The following is a 23010-nucleotide window of genomic DNA, read 5'->3' as shown; positions in this document are numbered from 1 at the left end:
GGGCTGCGGGACCGCCGGTGGCGGGAATCCCGGACGGGCGGAACCGATTCGGCTCCGCCCGGCTTACTTGTGAGCTGCCTCACATCATAGGTCGATTGGTGCGATCGTGCCGCCTATCGCGCGATCCGGCGTTTCAGCAGACCGGTCACCGTGGCCGCGAGTTCGAAGGGATCGAGCGGTCGCGCGAGTGACGCGTCGGCCCGTGACCAGCGCGCGAGCCACGCGTCGGCGGCGCGGGCGGTGACGACGAGCAGTGGCGGGCACCCGGGGATCTCGTCGCGCAAACGGCGCGCCAGTCCCATTCCGCCCGAGGGGGCGGCCTCGCCGTCGAGGATCGCGAGCGCGTACCTCCCCCCGCGCCCGTCGGGCCCCGCCAGACGCTCGACGACGGTGTCCGCGGTCGCCGCCTCGTCGGCGTGCACCGTCACGTCCGGCGCAGGGCGCGTACCCAGCGCGCGCATGATCTCCGCGCGATGTCCCGCGTGCGAGCTGTATACGAGGACGGGCAGCGCGCCGTCGTCATCGTCGAGCGAGGGCATGACTCGACCGTACGACCGCTGCGTCTCGTTGTCCCCGGTTCCGTCGGGTTCCGAAGCCGGATCGGAGGTCTTCGTCTCCGGCGCGGCGGCGCAGCTGACGACCATGCCCCGCCGCCGGCCCCGAGATCTCGCCCGAATCATCGCACGTGCCGCCGACCGAGGGCGATTCGGAGAATGGATCAGTACGTGAGACTCTTCGTCTCGAGGGATGATCGTCCAGTGCGAAAGACGTTGTGGGACAGGGCTGGATTCGTAGTGGCCTGCGATGCGCCGGACATTCCCGCCGGGCGTGCTGGGAGAAACGGCGGCACCGATGGGGCGACATCCGCGCAATTAAACCGTAGATTACGGATGGTGGGTTTGCCTCGGTCGACGATGGGTTCACCGATCCGCCCGCAGAAGGGACTGCGTCGTGCCGATCGTGGGTGACGAGGGTTCGGACCCGGAGGCCTCGAACTCGGGTGACGGTGTGCCGTGGCGTCTCGCGACCACCTCGGTCCCGCGCATCGTGCGCCGGTTCCTCGCCCCGGCGCGCGCGTGGGGTGTGGACGTCTCGTCGGCGGAGGGATCGGAGCGTCCTCATCCGGGAACCGTCCAGGCGTTCCGCGAGATGGTCGCCGGCTTGCTGGAGAGCGCGGCGGGTCGCGACGACGTCCGGGAGGCCGGACGATCCGCCGCCGACGACGATCCGATGGCCGAATACGGACGCCTGCTGCGCGCGGTTTTCGCCCAAAGCGGTGTCGGAGTGGGTATCTCGGACGTGTCCGGACGGATGCTCGCCGCGAACACCGCGTTCGCAGCGATGCTGGGGTACGACCTCGACGAGTTCATGACCCTTTCGCCCACCGACATCACCTACCCGGACGACCCGGACGCGGTGTGGCCTCAGTACGAGGACCTGGTCGGAGGCCGCGTGGAGTGGGTGCGGCTGGAGAAGCCCCACGTGCACAAGTCGGGTTCGACCGTGTGGATCAACATCAATATGTCCCTCATCCGCGACGGTGCGGGCGCGCCCGCGTACACGGTCGCGCTGTTCGAGGACATCAGCGACCGGCACCGGATGCAGGAGCGCCTGCGATACCAGGCGTCGCACGACGATCTCACCGGGCTGGCCAACCGGGCCCAGTTCTACGACCGTCTGACGGCGGCTTTCCAAGACCCGTCCGCTGAGGTCGGCGTGTGCCAGATCGACCTCGACCGTTTCAAGACGATCAACGACTCCCTCGGGCACACGGTCGGCGACCGCCTGCTCGCGCAGGTGGCCGAGCGGCTGCGGACGTGTCTGACCGGCCCGGACCAGATCATCAGCCGCATCGGGGGCGACGAGTTCGTCCTACTCGTTCCCCGTACCACCGGCAGCGACCAGATGGCGGCCCTCGCCGACACGATGCTGAAGGTGCTCGACTCGCCCATCGATGTCGACGGCCATCGCCTGTCCGTGTCCGCGAGTATCGGCGTGATCAGCACCAGGGCATGCTGCAGCAGCCCCGAGGAACTGATGAAGGACGCCGACACCACACTGCACTGGGCCAAGGAGGACGGTCGCGCGCGGTGGGCCGCGTATGACGCGGACCGCAGCTCGCGCGAGGCCACCCGGTACGACCTGTCGGCGCGGATGCGAGAGGCACTCGACCGGGGCGAGTTCGTCGTGCTCTATCAGCCGATCGTCGACCTCGCGGGCGACTCGGGCCGGATCGTCGGAGCCGAAGCGCTCGTGCGGTGGCAGCACCCGACCCTCGGGCTGCTGGCCCCGGACCGCTTCATCGACCTGGCGGAGGACAACGGCCTCATTCTGCCGCTGGGGACCCGCGTGTTGGATCAGGCATGCCGGGACGCAGTGGAGTGGCGCGCCGCGAGTGGCGAGGACCTGTTCGTCTCGATCAACGTCTCGCCGCTCCAGCTGCGCGACCCGGACTTCCTCCGCAGCGTCGAACGCACTCTCTCGGCGACCGGGATCATGCCCCACAGGGTGCAGTTCGAGATCACCGAGAGCGCATTCATCGGGACCTCGGACTCGTCCGTCACGGCGCTCACGGCACTGTCGGCGGCCGGCGCACGGATAGCGATAGACGACTTCGGGACCGGATTCAGCAATATGGCATACCTGCGTCGACTGCCGGTCGACGTCCTCAAGCTCGCGGGTCCGTTCATAGAGGACCTCGGCGATCCGATGCGCGAGCAACCGGCTGACGAGCACATCGTTCGCGGCCTGATCAACATCGCCCACGGGCTCGGCCAGACGGTGACGGCCGAGCAGGTCGCCAACCGGGCTCAGGCCGCGAGGCTGCGCGGACTGCGCTGCGACCACGCGCAGGGCTGGTTCTTCGCGCGCGCCATGCCCTCCGCCGACTTCACAGCGGCGGTCACGGGCTGATCGCGTCCGCTCCGCTGCGCCGTCGCCGCGGACTCGTTCGACCGACCGCGTGCGATACTCGGTGGTAGTGGAGGATCCTCCGCTACCGCCGAGACGAGTATGGAACGGAGTTCGTGACCTTGCCCTTCGAGCAACCCTCGCCGGCGCCTCGCCCCCGCGCGGACGCCGTTCGCAACCGCGAGAAGATCCTGGCCGCCGCCACGAGCGCGTTCTCCGCGGGAGAGGGCGATCTGACGTTCGAGGCGTTGGCGCGTCGCGCCGGCGTCGGGATCGGGACGCTGTACCGGAACTTCGCGGACCGGCAGGCGCTCGTCGAGGCGGTGTACCGGGCGGAACTCGACGATGTGGTCGAGCATGCGGACGCCCTGCTCGCCGAGTATCCAGCGGATGTGGCCCTACGTCGCTGGATCGATCGCTATGCCACGTTCGTCACCACCAAACGCGGTATGGCGCAAGCATTTCAGCAGGCTGTGGCCAGCGGTGCGATCGCCGCTCCGCGGACCCGCGAGCGGATTCGCGAAACTGTGGAGTCGTTCCTAGCCGCGGGAGCCGAGTCGGGCGTCCTCCGCGCCGACGTCGATGGCGACGACGCCACCACCGCTCTCCTGAGCGCCGTTCTCGGTACCGCAGGTGCGGGTGTGAGTGCGGAGCAGCGCGCCCGCGTCCTCGATATCCTCGTCGACGGCCTCCGAGCTCGGTAGGCGCGCCGTCAGCGTCGGGCGACGACGGCCGCGATCGAAGCGACCAGGTCGCCGAGGTACGGGCCGTCCTTCTGTTGTCCGCGGGTCAGGACGACGAGCAGGATGCGTTGTCCGGCAGGGCCGAAAAGGATTCCGGCGTCATTCGTCGTCTGGTAGTAGCCGCCTCCCGTCTTGTCGGCCGTCGACCACCCCCGCGGCAGCTGCGCGCGGAACCTCGTCTGCGAGGTCTGCGTGCCGCGCATCCACTGCACCAAGGTGTCTCGTTGTGCCTGCGGTAGGAAGTCGCCGTCCAGGATCGCCCGGTAGCCGGTCGCGAGGCCACGCGCCGTTGTCGTATCCCTCGGGTCGCCGGGGGCGGACTCATTGAGATCGGGCTCCCACCGGTCCAGGCGCGTCGCGGTGTCGCCGAGTCGCCGCGCCAGAGCTGTTATCGCCGCCGGCCCTCCGAGTCTGCGCAGCAACAGGTTCCCCGCCGTGTTGTCACTGCGCTGTAAGGCCGCCTGGCACAGCTCGCGCACGCTGACGAGATCTCCGACCCGCCCCTGCAGGACCGGGGAGTTGGTGACGATGTCGTCGGCTGCGACCGATTCGGTCTCGTCCAGTAGGTGCGGCTGTGTGACTGTGCGAGCGAGGATCGCCGCGACCGCGTAGGTCTTGAACGTCGAAAGGATCGAGAAGCGTTCATCGGCGTCCGCGGTCTCGGTTTCGCCGGAGGACAGGTCGACCGCGACCACACCTGCTTGCGCGTGGTACGGCGCGGCGGAGCGGTGCACGGAGTCGGCCAGGGCCAGCCGGGCAACGGACGACGACGAAGCCGCGGGCGGGGCAGCATGTTGTTCCACGTGGCATCCCGTGGCGGTCAGTGCGGCGACGCTCGCCGCGGCCGCGAGTCGCAGGGCTTGCCGATCGGTGATCCTCATGTGGCATAGCCGAACACGCCCCCGGTGACCCGGTCCAGGTCGCCGCGGCGGCGCGGCGCATAGCGGATCGCTATCGCCGCAGGTGAGAGTGCCCTCGAACCGGTGAACACGACCGCGGCCGCCGAATACGCCGCAGCGGACGTGCGATGCTGGGGCCGTGGATCTGGTCAGACATCTGCGCTTCTTCGTCGCGGTCGCCGAGGAGGGCCGGTTCGGCGATGCGGCGGCGCGCCTGCACATGACGCAGCCGCCCGTGTCCCAGGGCCTACGTCGGCTCGAGGCGGAACTCGGCGTGACTCTGCTCCGGCGTACCTCGAGGGGGGCGGAGCTCACGGTGGCCGGGCGCGAACTACTACCGCGCGCAAGACTTCTCGTCGACGATGCGGAGCTCTTCATCGTGGAGGCGCGCCGCCTCGGTGTTGCGGCGGATGCCCTCCGCTGGGGCGTGATCCCGCATCTGGGGCCCTCGATCACCGCCTCGTGCTCGGAACGCCTGACCAGATCCTCTGCCTCCCACGATGTATCGGTCGCGGGCGCCGTGGCACTGGTCGATCGGGTGGCGGCAGGCGCCCTCGACCTCGCGATCGTCGATCAGCCGTGCGTTGTGGGCGGACTTCCCGCCGGACCCGTCGTTCGTTACGAACGTGCGGTTCTGGTCCCGGCCGCCCATGCGGTCGTGGCGGCGTCCCGGCCGCGCATGCGCGCATTGACCGGGCTGCGCTTCGCCCATCCACCGCGCGCGGCGAATCCGCCGGCTTTCGACGAGATCATCGACAACCTTCGTGGCGCCGGGCTCGACCCCGAGCCCATGCCGATCGGCAGTGATACCGAGCTCGTCGCGGCCGTGGCCGCAGGCGTGGCATTCGGATTGAGCACTGTACCGGCGGCATTCGAGTCGGTTGGAGCGGTGCGTTGCATCGCCATGAATGCCGATGCGACCGCTCTGCGCGTGCGAGTGGTGTACCGGTCCCCGGAAGTCCGCGAGGCGGCGGAGGCGCTCACCGATGCGCTGTGGAGCAGCAGCCGATGACCGCCGACACACTCGAGCGTCGAGTCCGCGCGATCCTCGTCGATGCCGGTTGCTCCGGCTGGGTCCACGCTGCTCGGATAGGTGGGTCGCGTGCCGAATTCGACTACGGTGCGGATACTCCCGTGGTCTTGGCGTCGGTGTACAAGCTGCCGCTGATGATCTCGCTGTATCGACTCGCGGACCGGAACGAGATCGACCTGACCGCGACCGTTCGGGTCGATCCGGCCCGGTGTGCGGAGGGCCCGACCGGCGTCTCCGCGCTCGCCGACCCGGTGGTGATGAGTTGGCGCGACCTCGCGCATTCGATGATGACGGTATCGGACAACGCGGCGGCCGACGTGATCCTCGCACGAGTGGGGATAGATCGGGTACTGGACGATCTCGGCGAGTTGGGCCTGCGGCAGACGCGCATCGTCGGGGGAGTGGCCGAGCTGCATGCGCGGCTCCGGGCCGAGACCGGGACCACCACGGTGGAAGAGGCTTTCGCGGCGCTCTCGGACCCCGAACGCGGCACGTCGCCGACGGCTTACGACGCGGCGTACAACAGCGCGGGCACGGCGCGTGACTGCACCGCGTTGCTGGCTGCGGTCTGGACCGACCGTGCGGCGTCACCCGCCGCGTGTGCACTCATCCGGGACACCATGCGCCGCCAAGTCTCTCGCTCGCGGATCGCCTCCGGATTCCCTACCCGGACGACCGTCGTCGCGGGCAAGACCGGCACGCTGGCGGCGATCCGCAACGAGATCGCGGTGGTCGAGTTCCCCGGCGAGCACCCGGTGTCCGTCGCGGTGTTCACGATGAGTGCGCGCTCGACGCCGTCGTTGCCGGAGGTGGATCGCGCGATCGGCACCGTCGCGCGCCTAGCCGTCACCGATCTGCGCCATCCTTCCGATCCGGCGTCGAGGATGCGATAGGTGGTATGTAGGCGAGCCCGTGAGCGCCCTGATTGTGAGTGCCCTGGAACAGGTCGCCACCTGCCCGAGCCACATCGACGACGACTGTGGTGCTGACCGCGAGAGCCGCGAGGTCGACGACGGTGACGGTGCCCGAGATCAGGTTGGCGACGAACGCCACGCCGCCGCCTGGAACGGAGGCGATGTCGATCGGGCAGACGCCTACCCGAAGCCGGCCCGAAAGCACGGTCGTGCGGGTGTCGAAAACCGAGAGGAAGCCGTCGTCGAACGGGATTCGGTCCGGTTCGGACTTCACCGGCCAGGACCCCACCAGGAGCATGCCGTCGTCCGTCACGTGCACCGCACTGGGCATTTCCGGGACGGGAATGCTCGCGACCTCCTCGAGCGTCTGCGTGTCGATCACTTTCACAGCGCATCGCGCCGAGGCGATGGGGGCGGTGCCCGTCGTAGGCGTGGCGACGTACAGGCGGTGCCCCGAGGGTGAGAGCGCGAGTTCCTCACTGCCGACGACAGGGATGCGCCGAACCGCTCGCCCGCCGGTCAGGTCGACCACCGAGACGTAAGGTGCGGTCTTGTTCGTGGTGTACGCGGTGCGGCCGTCGGGCGCGACCACCGCCCAGTGCGGTACCGAGGCATCGGCGGAATGGCGGGAAGTCACTTCGCCGCCGACCGGGTCCACTGCTATCAGACCGCCCGGACCGTTGGGCCCTTCCTCGACACTGACGTAGATCAGGTCACCCGCGAGTGCGAGCGCATGTGGCGCGTGTTCCGGCGCGATGTCGATCACGCGCACTATCTCGTGCGTGTCGACATCGACCACCGTCACCTCGTGACTCTTCTCATCGTGATCGGCGAAGTATCCCGACCGATAGGTGTGACTCACCAGAAGGAGACGCCGGACGGGATCGAAGCGGACCTCGTGGGGTTCCGCCAGCATCGGTACGATCGCGCTGCGCTGACACGACGGCAGATCGAAGAAGTGCAGGGCGCACCCGCTCTGGCTCACGACCGCGAGCTGCGCTCCGCAGGGAAACTCTGTGCTCATCGGTTCCGCTGTCCCTCCGCTCCGGCATTGCGAATGCGTTCGAAACATCTTGTGGACCAGGTCATCTCGGTCACGATCAGTGCGCCAACGACCAGGACCAGCGCCGCCACGATCTTCAGCGCCGTCTCCGCGCCGGAGACGTAGGCGGCGATGACCGTGTCGTGGCGCATCGGTGCAGCCGCCAGTGCCTCGGCGACGGTGTGCGCCGCGGGGTCCGTGCCTACGCCACGGTCGAGGTGATGGGCGAATTGCGACGTCAGGATGGTACCGATGACGGCGACCCCCAGCGCGCTGCCGAGCTCGCGAGTGGTCGACTGCAGGCCGCCGGCCACGCCGGCCTGTTCGCGGGGCAACGCCCCGGAGATCTCGGCTGTCAGGGTGGGGAGAGCGAGCGTGACGCCTATTCCGATGACCACCAGCCACACGGCGTAGACGAGGTAACTCTGATGCAGTCCCAGAGCCAGGCCGTAGAGGCCGATGGAGATGAGGAGGAACGCGACGCCGATGACGGTCCTTCCGCCGAATCGTTTGACGAGGCCGGGAATGTACCGTGTGCCGACCACGAGCGGCAACGTCATCGGCATGATGGCCAGACCGGTCTGCAGGACGGAGAACCCGCGGCCGTACTGGAGCAGCGAGGCATTGAGATAGAAGAAGCCGAACATGCCGAAGAAGACGATGAGCATGCCCAGACTCGCTGCACGCAGAGCCGGGATCGTGAAGAGGTGTGGATCTAGAAGCGGGTGCTCAGCCTTCAGCTCGGTGCTCACCCAGGCGGCGGACAGCACTGCCGATGATACGAAAGATCCGACGACGAGTGCACTGCCCCAACCGTTCTCGGGCCCCTGAGTGATGCCGATGAGCAGGGCGAACGTCGCCGCAGTGAGCAGCAGCACCGCGGTGACCCGCAGGCTGCGGTCGTGCCGGGAACTACGCGGAGTCCCGAGGGCCACCCACAGGGCACACAGGGCGGCGATCGGGGCGACGGCGGCGAACAACCACCGCCAGGACCCGGCCGTCAGGATTGCGCCCCCGCCGAGGTTGCCTACCACGCCACCGATTCCCGACGCGCTCGCCCACACCGCGATGGCGTGCGGGCGCCGCTCTGGCGCGGTCGCGTGGATGAGTACGGCAAGGGCGTTGGGCAGCACGCATGCCGCCCCGAGACCCGTGACCGCGCGCCCGACGAGCATGACCGCTACGTCGGCGGCCGACGCCGAGACGACGGCCCCGGCTGCGAAGATCAGCAGCCCGGAAAGCAAGACGCCCTTGCGCCCGATCCGATCCCCCAGTGCCCCTGCGGGAATGACCAGGCACGCGAAGATGATGACGTATGCGTCGACGATCCACAGCAGCTGGGATGCGCTCGGATGCAGGGTGCTCGCGGCGAGTTTCGGGACAGCCAGGTTGATGGACGCCACGAAGCCTGTCACCAGGACGGTGCAGACGCAGATGCAGGCGAGCACCGCGGTCTGGTGCGTGGTGACACCGTCGCGCTCGCGAAGGCCCGCGGTCATCGGTCGATCCCGTCCGTGTATGCGCCGGAACGGATATCGGCGACGAGGCCCGGTCCTACGGGTTGCCAGCCCACCGTCGAGCGGGTCAGATCGCTGGAGCCGGTCATGGTGCGGCCGAAGAACCGACCGACGACGCCGAAATGCTCATCGGTCTCGTCGGGGTCGACGGACTGCACGGGCAGCCCCAGCGTCTCCCCGATCGCTTCCGCGATGGTGTGTGTGGGGATCGACTCCTCGGCGACGGCGTGCAGTCTGCTTCCCGCAGGGGCCTCCTCGAGGCCGAGACGGATCAGCCGCGCGGCGTCGCCGCGGTGGACGGCCGACCACGCGTCGGTCCCGTCGCCGACGTAGCCGGAGACGCCACGCTTGCGTGCGGCGGCTACCAGCCAGTTCACGAACCCCCAGTCTCCGCGCCCGTGCACGGACGGCGCGAAGCGTACCGCCATCGTCCGGACTCCGCGGTCGGCGTAGTCCAGGGAGAGGTTCTCGCTGCCTCCGCGATCGGAGCCGGGACCGACGGCGGGGGACGGGTCGGTCTCGACGGCTGCACGGCCTTCGACGAGGCCCGACAGTCCGTTGGCGATCAAGAACGGCCTGTCCGTCCCCTCGAGTGTCTCCAGCATCGCCTGCACGGCCGCCCGTTCCGCGCGGTCCGTCTCTTCCGGATCACCCCAGTCGTGCTTGTTGGCCAGGTGGACCACTGCGTCGGCCGTACGGGCACCGGCCCGCAGCGATGCCAGGTCGTCGAGGTCGCCGCGCAGGGCGGTCGCGCCCTTGGCCCGCAGCGCCTCGGCCGATTGCGCTGTGCGCGCGAGGCCGACCACATGGTGGCCTGCGGCGAGGAGCTCGTCGACAGCGGCCGAACCTATCCATCCCGTTGCGCCCGTGACGAATACGTGCATGTGCTTCTCCTAGTCCGATGTGCCGCCCGATTAATTACGAGACAGCGTGTAACGTAACTGTAGATTAAACGGTGCGCGGTGTCTAGAAAGTGTGTGGGCGGACATGCGGACGTCAGGGAAGGGATGCGTAGATAATGAGCGCGATGAACACGAACGCCCCCCGGACCGGACGCCCGCGCAGCGAGGCAGCGCGCGCGGCAGTGCTGTACGCGGTCGACGACCTGCTCGTCGAGCAGGGGTACGCGGCGATGACCCTCAAGGGCATCGCCGAACGTGCCGGGGTGTCGCGGCAGACCATCTACCGCTGGTGGTCGACTAAGGCCGAGATCCTGTTCGAGGCGTCCTGGATCGACGCAGCTCAGGAGTTGTCGGTCCCCCCGGGACGGACGCCGCTGGCCGAGGTGACCTCGTATCTCGAGGCGCTGGTGCGCTTCCTCTCGCGCTCGGACGCCGGCGCCGCCTACCGCGCTCTACTCGGTGAGGCGCAGCACGACCCGGCGGTCGCGCAACTGCTGGGGTCTCGGGATCTGTTGGGGGACAGCGCAAGAGTCGTGATCGAACGAGTCGTGGGCCCGGGCGGACATGCCATCCCCGTCGATCAGGCGAGTGCGCTGCTCGTCGGTCCCGTCTTCTACTGGATCCTGTCCGGCCAGAACGGATCGGAGCTCGATGTGGCGAGATCCGCCGAGCGCTTCCTGGGACAGCTAGACGTCGGTTAGTACTCCGATGCGACGGGCGCCCCCGGTCACCGGTGTCGCGCGCCGCCGTCGACATGGATCACCTCGCCGCTGACGTACCCTGCGCCCAGGAGCCACAGTGCGGCATCTGCGATGTCGTCGAGAGTGCCGTGCCGGCCGACCAGGCCTCCGTCGGCGGCGCTCTCCAGCAGTGCGTGCTTACGCTCCTCGCCCAGGCGATCCCATGTGCCGCTGTCGATGATCCCGGGCGCGATCGCGTTCACCCTGATGGGCGCGAGCTCGACCGCGAGGTGCGCCGCGACATACTCGAGTGCGCCGTTCGCGATCCCCTTGACGATGGTGCCCGGCGCCGGTTTCCAACCCACGACGCCGGAGAACAGCAGGAACGAGCCGCCGGGCCGCACCTGCGGCGCGAAGTGCTTGGCGAGCAGGAGAGCGCCGGTGACCTTGGCGCCGAAAGCGTCGATCGTCTTGTCGTGTTCCAGATCTGCGACCGGCACGTCGTGGTGCGCCGACGCGGTGGTCACCACGTGGTCCAGTGGGCCTATCTCCTGCGCGGCCGAGGCGATCGACGCCTCGTCCAGTACATCGAGACGAGGACCCTCGCCGCCGCGCGTGGCGACTACGACGTCTGCACCGCCATCCGTCGCGCGACGTGCGATATGTGCGCCGATGCCCCGGCCGCCGCCGACGATGAGGATTCGCTTGTTCTCTAACGCGTTGGTCATGAGCGGCACGATATAGTTTTGATACCAGTATCTTCAACGCTACCGGAGGTGACCTGTGGCGAAGGCCTACGACGTGATGGCGGCGACGTGTCCGAGCCGAACAGTGCTGCACCGGATCGGGGCGCGGTGGACCGTCTTCGTCGTGACCGCGCTCGAATCCGGACCGATGCGATTCACCGAACTGAAGGCCTACATCCAGGGGATCACACCGAAGGCGTTGACCGAGACGCTGCGGATGATGGAGGCCGACGGCCTGGTGTCGCGCACCGAGATCGGTGGCACGCCGCCGCGTGTCGAGTACGCCCTTGCGCCCCTGGGCCGATCCCTTCTGGTGCCCCTGGGGGCACTCCGTGACTGGGCGGAGTTGCATGTCCCCGAGATCGAGCGTGCCCGCGCTTCGCGCGGCGACCGCTCGTGACGTTCAGGCCGGAGTGTCGGAAGCGATGACGGCGAGCAGGCCCAGCTTCTCGGCGCTCTCGCTGTGTTCGTCCGCGTAGTAGACGGTCAGGATCACGTCCCCCACGGGGAGCTTGTCCCGGTGCAGACGAAGTACGCCGACCTCCGGGTGATTGACGACGGTGGTGCCGCCTTCGAGTCGGCGGATGTCATGGCGCGCCCATAAGGTTCGGAATCTGCCGCTGGCGAGGGATAATTCACCGACGAGTTCGACGACGCGAGGATCGTTCGTATCGTCCCCGAGTGTGTGGCGGAATGCCGCGACGAACTCCTCGACGGCGGCGTCCCAGTCGTCGTGGAGGGCCCGCTCCTCGGCGTCGAGGATCAGCGACCGCAGTCGGTTGTGCCCGGGCTGCAGCCGCGGATTGAGTGCCACAGCAAGGCGATTAGACGCCAGGACGTCGAAGTACCTGCCCTCCACGAACGCAGGTACATCGAGCGCGGCGAGGAGGTGGTACAGCCGGGCAGGAACGCGTTCGGTGCGCTTCCGGCGGCGCTTCAGCGGGCGTGGGCCCACCAGGCCGAGCAGGTGCTCCGTCTCCACGTCGTCCAGTTGCAGGACCCGCGCGAGGGACTCCAGCACCTGCGCCGACGGGTTCTTGTCGCGACCGCGTTCGAGTCGGAGGTAGTAGTCGGCGCTGATCCCGGCGAGCAACGCGACCTCCTCGCGGCGCAGGCCCGGAACCCGTCGTCCGCGCCCGGTGGGTAGACCCGCCCGGTCCGGCGTGACCAGCGCGCGCCGCGCGCGCAAGTATTCGCCCAGCCGATTCTCGGTCTCAGTCACGGGATCCACGGTAGTTGGATCCGGCCTGCCGAGAGGGGCCCTGGTACTCCCCGGATCACGGGGGACCTTCCGGACCGGACGCTCCGGGATCACGATTGTGACCATGGAACTCGATGGACACACCGTGATCGTGGTCGGAGGCACCTCGGGCATAGGCCACGGGCTCGCGAGGCGGCTCGTGGATGCGGGGAGCACCGTAGTCGTCGGTGGCAGGACGACCGTTGAGGGGCTCGAGAGCGTGTACGTCGATGTCACAGATCAGGACTCCGTGGTGCGTGCGCGCGACGAGGTACTTGCGAGCCACCCTGATCTCGATGTCGTGGTCACGATGTCGGGAGTCATGCTCACCGAGGACCTCCGCGATCCGAGCCACATCGAGTCGGCAGAGACGACCGTCGCCGTGAACCTGCTCGGCACCATCCGTGTGATCGATGCGTTCACGCCCCACCTGATGGCGCGCGGCTCCGGGGAGATCGTCACCGTCGGTTCGGGTATCGCCTTCGTGCCGTTTCCGTTGATGCCCACCTACGGCGCCTCGAAGGCGGGAGTGCATTCGTACACGGAATCGCTTCGTGCGCAGCTGACGGGCACGGGGATCGCTGTCACGGAGCTGATCCCGCCGGCGGTGGCGACCACTCCTGCGCAGCTCGAGCTCAACCCCGCAGCGTTGTCCCTCGACGACTACCTGGACGAGGCCCTGCGGCTCCTCACGGCGGACCCCGCGCCGCCGCAGGTAGTGGTCGAGCGCGCCCAACGGCTGCGGTGGGCCGAACGGGACGGCACGTACTCGGACCTACTGGAGCGTCGTTCCCAGGTGCTGAATACCCTGCCGGAACGCTGAAAACGAAAGGATCACAAGCGGTATGACCAACACACTCGGAGGAACCTTCGCCACTGCGGAGGGCGTCTCCTTCACGCGATCCGGCTATGGTGCGATGCAGTTGGCCGGTAGCGACGGTGCTCGTCGCGTCTGGGGGCCGCCGGCCGACCGCGGCGAGGCGATTCGAGTTCTGCGCGCGGCCGTCGATGCCGGCGTGAACCACGTCGACACGGCCGACTTCTACGGCCCACATGTAACCAACGAGCTGATCCGCGAGGCGCTCGCCCCCTACGACGGGGTCCGCATCGTCACCAAGGTGGGATCGGTCCGCGACGCCGACGGCGGGTGGCCCGCGGCACGCGCTCCCGAGCAACTGCGGGATCAGGTCGAGTCGAACCTGCGCACCCTCGGCGTCGAGGCCCTGGACGTCGTCAACCTCCGGGTCGGCGGCGGCCCCGACGGCCACTCCGCCGTATCAGGATCCATCGCTGAGCCTTTCGGCGCTCTCGCCGATTTGCGGGAGCAGGGCAAGATCAAGCACCTCGGCCTCTCCGTCGTCGACGGGGACCAGGTTGCGGAGGCCCGCTCGATCGCTCCCCTCGTCACCGTGCAGAACTGGTACAACGTCGCTCACCGCGGCGACGAGGGCCTGATAGCCGTGTTGGGCGAGCAGGGCATCGCGTATACGGCGTTCTGGCCCCTGGGTGGATTCAGCCCGCTGCAATCGGGCGTCCTCGACGGTGTGGCCCAAAGGCTGGGTGCCACAACGAAGGCTGTCGCCCTGTCGTGGCTGTTGCATCGTGCGCCGAATATAGTCGTCATCCCCGGGACGTCGAGCGTCGCCCATTTACGTGAGAACCTGGCTGCCGCGGACCTCGACCTGCCCGCGGATGCGCTTGCGGAACTCGACCGGGTGGGGAAGTGACGCCGGCCGACCCGAGCGTAGGTCGAGGCGGGGGACTGCGTTCCGACGAGGGCGGTGAGGCCGCCGACGATGCCCTCGAATCCCCTGGCGGGCAGTCGATCCAGGCTTGCCTGGTCCTCCGGTGAGCGCCGGAATCCTGGCCGGCCGCGCGGCTACTCCTCGGCGCCCCCCGCGCAGCCGGCTCATGGCGGACCACCTTGCCCGGCACACCTTCGGCGCCCGGTCCGGGCGGCACGCCGTTCGCGAGTGCCGGGTCAGTCGATCACCAACGCGATCTTCCCTCGCAGAGAGCCGGATTCGCCGACCGAGTGTGCGCGCGCCACGTCGGCTAGCGGGAAGGTCCCCCCGACCGCGATGGAGAAGCGGCCCTGGGCGGCCATCCGGGCTGCATGGGCGAGCGCGTAAGTCGCGCGGCCCGCGTCCCCGCGACTGAAGTAGACACCCGTCTTCCGGGCACCGAGGGGGTCGGCGACGGTGACCACGCGCTCGGGCGCCCCGGCGAGCTCGACGAGTCGGGGGAGTGCCCCGCCGCCGGCCGCGTCGAGCGCGAGGTCCACCCCCGACGGTGCGATCGCCTTCACCCGTTCGGACATCCCGTCGCCGTATGCCACCGGCTCGGCTCCGAGAGAGCGCAGAGCAGCGTGCGTTCCGGGACTGCCCGTACCGATGACACGGGCACCGCGCTCGGCAGCCAGCTGTACTGCGGCGCTCCCGACGCTGCCGGAAGCCCCGTACACCAGGAGGGTGCTACCCGACGTCACGCCGAGTCGATCGAGTGTGCGTGCCGCGGTCTCGACGACCGCGGGAATCACTGCCGCTCCTGCGAAGTCGAGCGTCTGCGGGATCGTGGCCCATTCCGACAGTATCGCCAGTTCGGCCTGCGCGGCCCCGTAAGGCGACACCCCGAAGACGCGGTCGCCGATCGCGACGTCGCGCACGTCTCCACCGATCTCGTCGACGACGCCTGCGGCTTCGTAGCCCAGGGTCTGCGGGAGGCCAGGGTCCATCTCGCCCGCCCGCTTCCGCCAGTCGCTTGGATTCACTCCGGCGGCCCGGACCGCGATGCGGATCTCCCCGGGACCGGGATGGGGATCGCTGAGTTCGACGATCTCTAGTACGTCCGGACCGCCGAACCTGTTGAATCGCACTGCCTTCATGGCGCACCCTTCCGAAGGAGGAGTGCCGGAACGTCCGATACCGCGTGTGTGCGCGCTCCGATTCGGCTGGCGCCGGCGCCGGGAACGCGTTTCTACCCCGATGCTCCGACCCTACACGCGTCTAACGGCGGGCGATGCGGTCGAGCCACTCCCTCATGAGTGTCCCTTCTCCGGGGCTGAGTGAGCCCAGTGCCTGGTCGTCGGCGCGGAGCCACACCGCCGCCGCCCGCGCGCCGTCGTCGCCCGGTTCATGGGCCCCCGTCAGCACCGTGGCCGCGAGCATGTCCCACGCGGCTTCCGCGAACTCGGGGTCGCGCTCGTCCGCCGGAGTCTCGAGGATGCTGAGTGTGAGACCGATACCCACGGTGCGGACGAGGGCAGTGGCGCGTGCCTCCGATATGCGCAGACGGCCCGCTTGCGCGACGCGGCGGATGCGCTCGCGGAGGACGGCGAGTCCTCGCATCTCCGTGCCGAATCGGCGCGATCAGCTCAGTGATCTGGCGGCTTCGCGAAGTTCGGTCAGGGCCGCAATGACGTAGGGGCTGAGGGGCCCGGAGGGCTCCCGATCGTCCTCGACCCACCGAGCGAAGCCGCGTTTGAACGCGAGGGCGCCCAATTCGGCCGCCACGTGAGCGGTGGGCTCGGGGGTGCCTCGGGCGACGAGTGCAGTGGTCATGGCAGCGGCGAGTCCGATGTTCTTGAGTGCGTCCCGCTCCTGGAGCTCGGCGCTCGCCGCTATCGCAGCCCTGATCCGGGGGCCGAGTTCGCGATTGACGGGCCCCATCGCCGTCGAGGCCCGCTCGAGACCGGAGCCGACCGCGCTGAGCGGGCTCACGTCCGTCGGCGCTTCCGCGATTCCGTCGGCGAGTAGTCGGCTCAACGTCTCCTGTCCGGCCGCGAGCACTTCTCGCTTGTCGGAGAAGTGCCGGAAGAACGTACTTCTCGTGACGCCCCCGCGTTCCGCGATCTGGGCGACCGTGGTCGCGTCATATCCCTGTTCCGTGAACAGGTCCACCGCCGCCACGACGAGCCGCTCGCGCGCTCCCGGTTCCCATCTGCCCATGCGTTCATCGTAGGCGACGGGACATCTGTCGCATCACGGCTATAGTGATGCGACAGATGTCTCATCACGTGGAGGAGTCCTCATGCGCGTCTTCGTTACAGGCGGTACCGGCACAATCGGTTCAGCGGTCGTCGCCGAACTGCTCGAGAGCGACCACACCGTGCTCGCGCTGGCTCGCTCCGACAGGTCGGAGGCGGCACTGAGAAGCGCCGGCGCTGAGGTGCTGCGAGGCGGCCTCGCAGACCTCGACGTGCTGCATCGCGGAGCCGACCAGGCCGACGGCGTGATCAGCTTGGCCTTCGGCGACAACGGCATGGGAGGGAGCGACGGGCTCGAGCAGGCCGTCGCAGAGGAGGCGGCGGCCATGGCCGTCCTCGGCGAGTCGCTGATCGGCAGCGATCGGCCGATCGTGACCGTATCCGGCACGCCGTGGGTTTCGGGCAGGGCGTCCACGGAGGCGGACCCGCTACCTCTCGAAGGACCGGTCGCGGGCCGGGCGCGCTCCGTCGATGCGCTACTCGGCCTCTCCGAGCACGGGGTGCGGGCGACGGCCGTGCGCATGCCGCGCACTGTCCACAACGACGGCCGAGGCGGTTTCGCCGGACTCCTGGTCGCCCGGGCGCGTCGAAGCGGTGTCGCGGGCTACCCGGGCGACGGCTCACAAAGATGGCCGGCCGTTCACGCACTCGATGCGGCCGCGCTCTTCCGTCTGGTCCTGGAGTCGGCACCGGCGGGTACGGCATGGCACGCGGTCGCCGACGAGGGTGATGCCGTGGTCGATATCGCCGCGGTCATCGGCCGCCGTCTGGGGCTGCGGGTGCAGTCTCTGCCCGACGACGCGTTCGGCTCGTTCGGCCCCATCTTCGCGATGGACCAACCGGCGTCCAGCGCGTACACCCGCGCAACGCTCGGGTGGCAGCCGACCCACCCGAACCTCATCGACGATCTCGAGCACATCCAGGCCTGAAACCGGTCGCAGCCGCGAGCTCAGGTCCGAGTGGCCGCGACCGCCCTCTCCAACTCCCTTGCGAGTGTCGTGGGGTCGGACTCGTCGCTGGCCCAACCGACGTAACCGTCGGGCCGGATCAGGGCGGCGCCGATCCCGGACCACGTCTGGCGCTCCTGCGGTAGCGCCGCGCGGTGCCAGACGAGTTTCGGCCCTGGGGCGGCCGGGACGCCGCCGGTGAAGTCGACGACCGCGAAGTCTCCCCGGGTCAACAGGCCGAAGAGTGAGACATCTTCGGACAGTCGGAGATCCGGAGCGCGTTGGCCGACCAGCGGGTGTGCGGAGGCCCGCGGTGGGTAGCGCACGGACAGGCCGGACAGGCGCTCGGCAAGCGCGTCCCGGAGCTGGGGGCACTCCGAGATGAGCCCGCCGAGCAGTTTTCGCAGAGCCACGCCCTGCTCGGAGAAGTTCGTCATGAGGGCGGTCTGTGCCTGAGTGTGTTCGATAGTGTCCGCACCGACGGGATGCCGTTCCGCGTGATACGTGTCCAGCAGACCGTCGGGCGCCCGTCCGCTGACGGTGGCCGCGAGTTTCCAGCCCAGGTTCATTGCATCCTGCACTCCCACATTCAGTCCCACGCCGCCGTTGGGCATGTGCTGGTGCGCGGCGTCCCCTGCGAGCAGGACGCGGCCCTTCCGGTACGTCGAGGCGAGGCGACTGGTGTCGCCGAATCGCGACAGCCATGTCGGAGTGTGCATTCCGAAGTCGGTGCCCAGCACGCGGACGACCAGGGAGCGCAACTCGTCGAACGTCGGCTCACCCGGCCAGTCGGTACGGTTGTCCTCGGGGGCGTTCCCGACGAAGCGGTACTGGCCGTCGGGCAGGGCCACGCACATGACGGCGCCGTTGCGGCTCCAGACGCTCACCACCGGCGCGGACGGGGGATCGGCCAGCGTGACGTCGCCGAGCCATCCGATGGTGCTGAAATCGGTGCCGACGAAGGGGATCCCAGCGTGCTCGCGCACCGTGCTGCGGGTGCCGTCGCAGCCCACCACGTACTCGGCGGCCATGCAATAGCGGCCGTCCGGCCCCTCGGCGGACACCCGCACCGCGTCCCCGTCGTCGGCGAGGCCGATCACCCGGTGTCCGCGCCTGATCGCGGCACCGTGGCCTCGGGCACGCTGCTCGAGCAGTCGCGTGGTGCGTGCCTGTGGAATGGTGAGCGTGAACGGGAAATCCGTGTCCAGGCAGGAGAAATCGAGCCGTTCGTCCAACGCTGCGAAGTGGCCGCTCGGAAGCCGGCCGGATTCGGCGAGCAGAGGTCCGTGTGCGTCGCGCAGCGCCAGGGTCTCGACGGTCCGCGGATGCACGGTGAGCGCGCGGGAGTGCGGATCGACGTCGCGCCGTTGCTCCAGCACGACCGTGGACACGCCGGCCAGGCTCAGTTCGCAGGCCAGCCACATTCCGGTCGGCCCGCCACCCACTACCACCACGTCCGCCTTCATATGCACCTCTCTATCGCTGACCAAGAAGGATTAGGGGTCCACGTATACTCGATCGGTGACCAAGAGACAAGGCGTGACTCTCGACAAGGTCGTCGCCGCCGCTTTCGAGGTACTGGACCGAGTCGGTGCGAGCAGGCTGTCGACCAGGGAGATCGCGGCTGAGCTGGGTGTCAGCATGAATACCGTGATGTGGCATATCCGCAGCAAGGACCGGCTCCTCGAGTTGATGGCGGACGCGATCGTCGGTGAGGTTCCGTTGACCGACCTACCCGACGACTGGTGCGCTAGAGCATCTGAACTGCTGCAACGGCTCAGGGGCGCGCTGCTGAGCCATCGGGACGGCGCCGCGATCGTGGCGGGAACCTTCTCCGCCGAGCCGAACACACTGGCTTTCGCGGACGGCCTGGTGGACGCCCTCATCGAGGGGTGCCCCACCCGCCGGTCGGCCGCGTGGACGATGTGGAGCCTCTTCTACTTCACGTTGGGTCTGGTGCAGGAGGAGCAGTCTGCGGCGACCTGGCATGACCGCGTCGCCGACGATCTGGACTCGGAGCTGTACCCGGGTCTGGCCTCCGTCTGGGACGAGTTCCGCGTGATCGACTTCGGCGAGCGATTCGACTACGGGATCGCACAGATCCTGCGATCCGGAGCCTGAAGGCGTCGCCGACCGCGGTGACCTTGCACGTCGCAGACCTTGCACCTCACGCAACGTGAGGTCCTATGGTCGCCTGTATGGCGAAGCTCGGCGGCGGACAGGACGACGGTGAGGGACGCGCCATCAAGGTGGGAGCCCTGGCGCGTGCGAGCGGTCTCACCGTCCGCACTCTGCACTATTACGACGAGATCGGCCTCCTCTCGCCGTCTGAACGGACGGGTGCGGGACACCGGCTCTACTCGCCGCAGGATGTGCAGCGGCTCTATCACGTCGTGGCCCTTCGCCAGCTGGGGCTTGCTCTCGATGAAATCGGCGCTGCCCTCGACGATTCCCGGTGGAATGTGCTCGAGACGATGAGCCGCCAGATCACCCGCATCGACCGGCGCCTGGGTATCGAGCACCGGCTCCGCAACCGGTTGGCGTCCCTGTCCGAAGACTTCGGGCACGGTCACCGTTACATCGATGATCACGAGCTTCTGAGTGTATTGGAGGATATGTCCATGCTCGACAGCATGATTCAGCGACGAATCCCGACGATCGTCTACGAAGACATCGCCGCTGCGCACGAGTTTCTAACCACCGCATTCGGTTTCGAAGCCGGACGTGTGGCACGCAGCCCCGACGGGGTGGTCTATCACGCCGAGGTGACCGCAGGTGACGGCGTCATCTGGCTGCACCAGGTATCGGAACAGTTTGCGCTGCAGTCCCCGCGGGCGCTCGGAGCGGCCACTGGCCAGTTGTCGATAGTCGTCGAGGATGTCGACGCCCACTACCGGAACGCCGTGGAACACGGTGCCGACATAGTGCTCCCGCCGACCGATCAACCCTACGGCTACCGCGAGTACGACGCCCGCGACCCCGAACAGAGACTGTGGTCGTTCATGACACCGCTGACCTGAGGCGGACGTTATGGTCGGCGTCATGACTCGTTTCGACGAATTCCTGTCCCTGCACGCTCCCGGCCGGCCGCTGCTTCTCGCGAATGCGTGGGACATCGGGTCCGCCAAGGCGCTCGCGTTCCTCGGTTACGCTGCGGTGGCGACCACGAGCGCCGGCTACGCGGCGACGCTCGGCCGCAACGACGGCGGCGTCAGCCGCGACGATGCTCTGTCGCACGCCGCTGCGATGGCCGCGGCCGTGTCCGTTCCCGTCAACGCGGACCTCGAGAACGGGTATGCGGCCGACCCGGAATCCGCGGCGGAAACCTATGCCGCAGCGGCAGAATCGGGTATCGCCGGCGCCTCGATAGAGGACTACGATCCCGATGAGAAGGCTGTCTACCCGATCGACGAGGCGGCGGCGCGGGTCGCGGCTGCCGCGGCTGCCGCCCACGACGGGCCTCAGAAGATGCTTCTGGTCGGCCGCGCCGAGAACCACATCCGCGGCATCACCGACCTCGACGACACCATCGCGCGCCTGCGTGCCTATCAGGATGCGGGCGCCGATGTGCTGTACGCGCCCGGCATTGTGGACGCCGCCGACATCGAGCGGGTCGTATCGGCGGTGGAGCGACCGGTCAACGTCCTCGCCCTGCCGGGAGTGCCTAACGTCGCCACGCTCGCGCAACTCGGTGTCGCCCGCGTGTCTGTCGGCAGCGCCTTCTCACTGGTGTCGTACGGCGCGCTCGCCGCCGCCGCGAAGGAACTCCTCGACCAGGGCACCTACGGATTCTGGTCGACCGCCGCCGGCGCCTCAGCGGTACGAGGCGCCTTCGACGAGTAGCCAGGGAGCGCCGGTCCGTGGAGCTCGGGTCTCTGGCGGCCGTCGGTAACCGGCGTCAGGCTGGGGTCATGCCGTTTGCGAATCTGAAGGTACCCGCGGACACTCTCACCGCGAAGTCGAAGAAGCAGCTCCAGGATGCGGTCACGGACGCTTTCGTCGCCGTGTACGGCGAGCGTGCCCGTGCCAACACTCTCGTCGTCCTCGAGGAGGTGACCGGCGACGGCTGGAGCCTCGGCGGGAATATCCTCAACGCGGAGGTTCTCGGGCGTAGTTGAGGCGCGCCTAGGCTGCGTACAGCGCCGTTCGTGAGTCCGACGAGCGTCGGTCAGGCGGACCGTCGATCCGTCAGCTGCGACCGTTCGGCGCTGATCGAGCCGCCGTCGTACCCCGCTGGCGGCTGGCTCCGCACGGTTCACCGGTGCGGAGATTCTCTGCGGCCCCGTCGATCACGTCCTCGAGGCGATCGCGTGTGGCGGTCAATTGGGCGATGTGCTCGTCGATCCGATCCCGCTCGACCGCGAGCCGTTCGAGCAGCACGGTGGTGGCCCGGCCATCGACGATGCAGGGCGTCAGTTCTGCGATCGTCCTGCTGGAGAGGCCCGCGGCGAACAACTGCCGGATCGTGAGGACGCGGTTGACGGCGCCCGCGCCGTACCAGCGTTGGCCGCCTGAGCTGCGTTCAGTGGTGAGTAGCCCCTGCTCCTCGTAGTAGCGCAGCGCGCGGGTCGTCGTGCCCGTTCGCTCCGCAAGCTCGCCGATGCGCATCTTCTCGCCTCCTGTGAAGTAGACCACTACGACTTGCAGTTGACGTCGACGTCAGGTTTTAGCGTAGGCGAAGGCTGAAAGGAGTCGAGAACCATGGTCGATTATGTACTGGTGCACGGGGCCTGGCATACGGGGCAGTGCTGGGCCCGGATGGTGCCTCTGCTCGGCGGCGCGGGCCACCGGGTGTTCACCCCGACCCTCACGGGCTACGGCGACACCGCCTATCGTGCGGGCCCGGACGTGGGGCTCGAGACTCATGTCGAGGACATCGTCGACGTGATCGTCCGGAACGATCTGACCGACGTGATCCTGGTCGGGCACAGCTACGCGGGGATGGTCGTCTCCGGTGTGGTCAACGAGATCCCGGACCGGATCGCGCAGCTGGTCTACCTGGACGCGATGGTCCCGGAGGACGGCGAGAGCGCGGCCGACATCCACCCGATGACCCGAACGATGATCGACGACGCCCTCCGCTCGGAGAGTGGGTGGCGCATGCCGCCGCTCCCCGAACTGCCTTCACCCTTCGGTCTTTTCGGCGTCACGGACCCGGCCGATATCACTTGGGTCAAGACCATGCTCTCCGACCAGCCGGTGCGCTGCCTGCAGCAGGCGGTCCGGCTCGACGATCCCGGAGCGGCGGCGGTACCGCGCACCCATATCCATTGCACCGTGAAACCCGAAGGGATAGAGCGTCGCCCGGTTTCAGCGGTCCAGCCCAACGGTGAACCGGCACGGGTGTGGGAGCTGCCCACCGGTCACGACTGCATGATCACGATGCCGGAGGAGCTGGCAGGGCTGCTGCTCCGGCTCGCCTGACCTCTTCGGGGCTTCTTGACCGACGGTC

26 protein-coding genes are annotated in these 23010 nt (G+C 68.5%); 14 read left to right on the top strand and 12 right to left on the bottom strand.

Features of this window, described 5'->3' with window-relative positions; translation table 11 throughout:
- Positions 1-113: 113 nt before the first annotated feature.
- Complete coding sequence (locus P0W64_RS07070; RefSeq protein ID WP_275479372.1) at positions 114-539, bottom strand: hypothetical protein; 426 nt, start codon at positions 537-539, stop codon at positions 114-116.
- Between the two features lie 412 nt (positions 540-951).
- On the opposite strand from P0W64_RS07070, the gene P0W64_RS07065 reads away from it, so the two are divergent.
- Both P0W64_RS07065 and P0W64_RS07060 read left to right on the top strand, forming a co-directional pair.
- Positions 952-2913, top strand: coding sequence for an EAL domain-containing protein (locus P0W64_RS07065; protein ID WP_275479371.1), 1962 nt, complete (start codon positions 952-954; stop codon positions 2911-2913).
- 113 nt (positions 2914-3026) lie between these two features.
- On the top strand, positions 3027-3614 hold the full coding sequence (locus P0W64_RS07060) for a TetR/AcrR family transcriptional regulator (protein ID WP_275479370.1): 588 nt from the start codon (positions 3027-3029) through the stop codon (positions 3612-3614).
- A gap of 8 nt (positions 3615-3622) precedes the next feature.
- On the opposite strand, the gene bla is transcribed toward P0W64_RS07060, so the two are convergent.
- Positions 3623-4534, bottom strand: coding sequence for a class A beta-lactamase (bla, locus tag P0W64_RS07055; RefSeq protein WP_275479369.1), 912 nt, complete (start codon positions 4532-4534; stop codon positions 3623-3625).
- A gap of 157 nt (positions 4535-4691) precedes the next feature.
- On the opposite strand from bla, the gene P0W64_RS07050 reads away from it, so the two are divergent.
- Positions 4692-5564 carry a LysR family transcriptional regulator gene (locus tag P0W64_RS07050; RefSeq protein ID WP_275479368.1) on the top strand — a complete coding sequence of 291 codons (873 nt, stop codon included), beginning with the start codon at positions 4692-4694 and terminating at the stop codon, positions 5562-5564.
- The gene (locus P0W64_RS07045; RefSeq protein ID WP_275479367.1) at positions 5561-6478 is read left to right on the top strand and encodes a serine hydrolase; all 918 of its coding nucleotides are present in this window, start codon (positions 5561-5563) and stop codon (positions 6476-6478) included. The genes P0W64_RS07050 and P0W64_RS07045 overlap by 4 nt, the downstream gene beginning before the upstream one ends.
- On the opposite strand, the gene P0W64_RS07040 is transcribed toward P0W64_RS07045, so the two are convergent.
- The 3 genes from P0W64_RS07040 to P0W64_RS07030 are packed head-to-tail and all read right to left on the bottom strand — an operon-like array spanning position 6432 to position 9942.
- Entirely contained in the window at positions 6432-7523 is a 1092-nt protein-coding gene (locus P0W64_RS07040; protein WP_275479366.1) for a hypothetical protein, read from the bottom strand. The two genes, P0W64_RS07045 and P0W64_RS07040, sit on opposite strands and share 47 nt — an antisense overlap.
- Positions 7520-9040 carry an MFS transporter gene (locus P0W64_RS07035; RefSeq protein WP_275479365.1) on the bottom strand — a complete coding sequence of 507 codons (1521 nt, stop codon included), beginning with the start codon at positions 9038-9040 and terminating at the stop codon, positions 7520-7522. The genes P0W64_RS07040 and P0W64_RS07035 overlap by 4 nt, the downstream gene beginning before the upstream one ends.
- Positions 9037-9942 (bottom strand): SDR family oxidoreductase, encoded by a 906-nt coding sequence (locus P0W64_RS07030; RefSeq protein WP_275479364.1) that lies wholly within the window; start codon positions 9940-9942, stop codon positions 9037-9039. The genes P0W64_RS07035 and P0W64_RS07030 overlap by 4 nt, the downstream gene beginning before the upstream one ends.
- 143 nt (positions 9943-10085) lie before the next feature.
- Here P0W64_RS07030 and P0W64_RS07025 point away from each other — a divergent pair, with 143 nt between their 5' ends.
- Positions 10086-10661, top strand: coding sequence for a TetR/AcrR family transcriptional regulator (locus P0W64_RS07025; protein ID WP_275479363.1), 576 nt, complete (start codon positions 10086-10088; stop codon positions 10659-10661).
- A 26-nt stretch (positions 10662-10687) separates the two neighbouring features.
- On the opposite strand, the gene P0W64_RS07020 is transcribed toward P0W64_RS07025, so the two are convergent.
- Entirely contained in the window at positions 10688-11368 is a 681-nt protein-coding gene (locus P0W64_RS07020) for an SDR family oxidoreductase (protein WP_275479362.1), read from the bottom strand.
- Positions 11369-11423: 55 nt separating this feature from the next.
- Between P0W64_RS07020 and P0W64_RS07015 the strand changes: the two genes are divergently transcribed.
- Positions 11424-11786: a helix-turn-helix domain-containing protein gene (locus P0W64_RS07015; RefSeq protein WP_275479361.1), complete on the top strand. Its 363-nt coding sequence runs from the start codon at positions 11424-11426 to the stop codon at positions 11784-11786.
- 3 nt (positions 11787-11789) lie between these two features.
- Here the strand turns inward: P0W64_RS07015 and P0W64_RS07010 are convergent, their stop codons facing one another.
- On the bottom strand, positions 11790-12608 hold the full coding sequence (locus P0W64_RS07010; RefSeq protein ID WP_275479360.1) for a helix-turn-helix transcriptional regulator: 819 nt from the start codon (positions 12606-12608) through the stop codon (positions 11790-11792).
- A gap of 103 nt (positions 12609-12711) precedes the next feature.
- Here P0W64_RS07010 and P0W64_RS07005 point away from each other — a divergent pair, with 103 nt between their 5' ends.
- Together P0W64_RS07005 and P0W64_RS07000 are read left to right on the top strand one after the other, a co-directional pair.
- Entirely contained in the window at positions 12712-13449 is a 738-nt protein-coding gene (locus P0W64_RS07005) for an SDR family NAD(P)-dependent oxidoreductase (protein WP_275479359.1), read from the top strand.
- Positions 13450-13471: 22 nt separating this feature from the next.
- Positions 13472-14353 carry an oxidoreductase gene (locus tag P0W64_RS07000; protein ID WP_275479358.1) on the top strand — a complete coding sequence of 294 codons (882 nt, stop codon included), beginning with the start codon at positions 13472-13474 and terminating at the stop codon, positions 14351-14353.
- Positions 14354-14607: 254 nt separating this feature from the next.
- Here P0W64_RS07000 and P0W64_RS06995 read toward each other — a convergent pair whose 3' ends face one another.
- From P0W64_RS06995 to P0W64_RS06985, 3 genes are all read right to left on the bottom strand, one after another.
- A complete protein-coding gene (locus tag P0W64_RS06995; protein WP_275479357.1) occupies positions 14608-15510 on the bottom strand; it encodes an NADP-dependent oxidoreductase in 903 nt (300 codons plus the stop codon).
- A gap of 121 nt (positions 15511-15631) precedes the next feature.
- Complete coding sequence (locus tag P0W64_RS06990; RefSeq protein ID WP_275479356.1) at positions 15632-15973, bottom strand: hypothetical protein; 342 nt, start codon at positions 15971-15973, stop codon at positions 15632-15634.
- A gap of 21 nt (positions 15974-15994) precedes the next feature.
- Positions 15995-16573 carry a TetR/AcrR family transcriptional regulator gene (locus P0W64_RS06985; RefSeq protein WP_275479355.1) on the bottom strand — a complete coding sequence of 193 codons (579 nt, stop codon included), beginning with the start codon at positions 16571-16573 and terminating at the stop codon, positions 15995-15997.
- Between the two features lie 82 nt (positions 16574-16655).
- Between P0W64_RS06985 and P0W64_RS06980 the strand changes: the two genes are divergently transcribed.
- Entirely contained in the window at positions 16656-17540 is an 885-nt protein-coding gene (locus P0W64_RS06980) for an SDR family oxidoreductase (RefSeq protein ID WP_275479354.1), read from the top strand.
- Positions 17541-17560: 20 nt separating this feature from the next.
- On the opposite strand, the gene P0W64_RS06975 is transcribed toward P0W64_RS06980, so the two are convergent.
- Positions 17561-19024 carry an FAD-dependent monooxygenase gene (locus P0W64_RS06975; RefSeq protein WP_275479353.1) on the bottom strand — a complete coding sequence of 488 codons (1464 nt, stop codon included), beginning with the start codon at positions 19022-19024 and terminating at the stop codon, positions 17561-17563.
- A gap of 55 nt (positions 19025-19079) precedes the next feature.
- On the opposite strand from P0W64_RS06975, the gene P0W64_RS06970 reads away from it, so the two are divergent.
- The 4 genes from P0W64_RS06970 (at position 19080) to P0W64_RS06955 (ending at position 21676) form a co-directional block, all read left to right on the top strand.
- Positions 19080-19679 (top strand): TetR/AcrR family transcriptional regulator C-terminal domain-containing protein, encoded by a 600-nt coding sequence (locus tag P0W64_RS06970; RefSeq protein WP_275479352.1) that lies wholly within the window; start codon positions 19080-19082, stop codon positions 19677-19679.
- Between the two features lie 77 nt (positions 19680-19756).
- A complete protein-coding gene (locus P0W64_RS06965) occupies positions 19757-20578 on the top strand; it encodes a MerR family transcriptional regulator (RefSeq protein ID WP_275479351.1) in 822 nt (273 codons plus the stop codon).
- 22 nt (positions 20579-20600) lie between these two features.
- The gene (locus P0W64_RS06960) at positions 20601-21401 is read left to right on the top strand and encodes an isocitrate lyase/phosphoenolpyruvate mutase family protein (RefSeq protein ID WP_275479350.1); all 801 of its coding nucleotides are present in this window, start codon (positions 20601-20603) and stop codon (positions 21399-21401) included.
- A gap of 68 nt (positions 21402-21469) precedes the next feature.
- The gene (locus P0W64_RS06955; RefSeq protein ID WP_275479349.1) at positions 21470-21676 is read left to right on the top strand and encodes a tautomerase family protein; all 207 of its coding nucleotides are present in this window, start codon (positions 21470-21472) and stop codon (positions 21674-21676) included.
- Positions 21677-21746: 70 nt separating this feature from the next.
- On the opposite strand, the gene P0W64_RS06950 is transcribed toward P0W64_RS06955, so the two are convergent.
- Positions 21747-22166, bottom strand: coding sequence for a MerR family transcriptional regulator (locus P0W64_RS06950; RefSeq protein WP_275479348.1), 420 nt, complete (start codon positions 22164-22166; stop codon positions 21747-21749).
- A 93-nt stretch (positions 22167-22259) separates the two neighbouring features.
- On the opposite strand from P0W64_RS06950, the gene P0W64_RS06945 reads away from it, so the two are divergent.
- The gene (locus P0W64_RS06945) at positions 22260-22982 is read left to right on the top strand and encodes an alpha/beta fold hydrolase (RefSeq protein ID WP_275479347.1); all 723 of its coding nucleotides are present in this window, start codon (positions 22260-22262) and stop codon (positions 22980-22982) included.
- The last annotated feature ends 28 nt before the right edge of the window (positions 22983-23010 follow it).

It is taken from the genome of Tsukamurella sp. 8F (assembly GCF_029167375.1).
GTDB lineage: Bacteria > Actinomycetota > Actinomycetes > Mycobacteriales > Mycobacteriaceae > Tsukamurella.
The sequence above is the reverse complement of the archived record's forward strand: the minus strand, read 5'-3'. Positions and strand labels throughout refer to the sequence as shown.

Coding starts and splice junctions, on each gene's coding strand:
- P0W64_RS07070 (WP_275479372.1), bottom strand. CDS start 539: ATGCCCTCGCTCGACGATGACGACGGCGCGCTGCCCGTCCTCGTATAC.
- bla (WP_275479369.1), bottom strand. CDS start 4,534: ATGAGGATCACCGATCGGCAAGCCCTGCGACTCGCGGCCGCGGCGAGC.
- P0W64_RS07045 (WP_275479367.1), top strand. CDS start 5,561: ATGACCGCCGACACACTCGAGCGTCGAGTCCGCGCGATCCTCGTCGAT.
- P0W64_RS07040 (WP_275479366.1), bottom strand. CDS start 7,523: ATGAGCACAGAGTTTCCCTGCGGAGCGCAGCTCGCGGTCGTGAGCCAG.
- P0W64_RS07035 (WP_275479365.1), bottom strand. CDS start 9,040: ATGACCGCGGGCCTTCGCGAGCGCGACGGTGTCACCACGCACCAGACC.
- P0W64_RS07030 (WP_275479364.1), bottom strand. CDS start 9,942: ATGCACGTATTCGTCACGGGCGCAACGGGATGGATAGGTTCGGCCGCT.
- P0W64_RS07025 (WP_275479363.1), top strand. CDS start 10,086: ATGAACACGAACGCCCCCCGGACCGGACGCCCGCGCAGCGAGGCAGCG.
- P0W64_RS07020 (WP_275479362.1), bottom strand. CDS start 11,368: ATGACCAACGCGTTAGAGAACAAGCGAATCCTCATCGTCGGCGGCGGC.
- P0W64_RS07005 (WP_275479359.1), top strand. CDS start 12,712: ATGGAACTCGATGGACACACCGTGATCGTGGTCGGAGGCACCTCGGGC.
- P0W64_RS07000 (WP_275479358.1), top strand. CDS start 13,472: ATGACCAACACACTCGGAGGAACCTTCGCCACTGCGGAGGGCGTCTCC.
- P0W64_RS06995 (WP_275479357.1), bottom strand. CDS start 15,510: ATGAAGGCAGTGCGATTCAACAGGTTCGGCGGTCCGGACGTACTAGAG.
- P0W64_RS06990 (WP_275479356.1), bottom strand. CDS start 15,973: ATGCGAGGACTCGCCGTCCTCCGCGAGCGCATCCGCCGCGTCGCGCAA.
- P0W64_RS06985 (WP_275479355.1), bottom strand. CDS start 16,573: ATGGGCAGATGGGAACCGGGAGCGCGCGAGCGGCTCGTCGTGGCGGCG.
- P0W64_RS06980 (WP_275479354.1), top strand. CDS start 16,656: ATGCGCGTCTTCGTTACAGGCGGTACCGGCACAATCGGTTCAGCGGTC.
- P0W64_RS06975 (WP_275479353.1), bottom strand. CDS start 19,024: ATGAAGGCGGACGTGGTGGTAGTGGGTGGCGGGCCGACCGGAATGTGG.
- P0W64_RS06965 (WP_275479351.1), top strand. CDS start 19,757: ATGGCGAAGCTCGGCGGCGGACAGGACGACGGTGAGGGACGCGCCATC.
- P0W64_RS06960 (WP_275479350.1), top strand. CDS start 20,601: ATGACTCGTTTCGACGAATTCCTGTCCCTGCACGCTCCCGGCCGGCCG.
- P0W64_RS06955 (WP_275479349.1), top strand. CDS start 21,470: ATGCCGTTTGCGAATCTGAAGGTACCCGCGGACACTCTCACCGCGAAG.
- P0W64_RS06950 (WP_275479348.1), bottom strand. CDS start 22,166: ATGCGCATCGGCGAGCTTGCGGAGCGAACGGGCACGACGACCCGCGCG.
- P0W64_RS06945 (WP_275479347.1), top strand. CDS start 22,260: ATGGTCGATTATGTACTGGTGCACGGGGCCTGGCATACGGGGCAGTGC.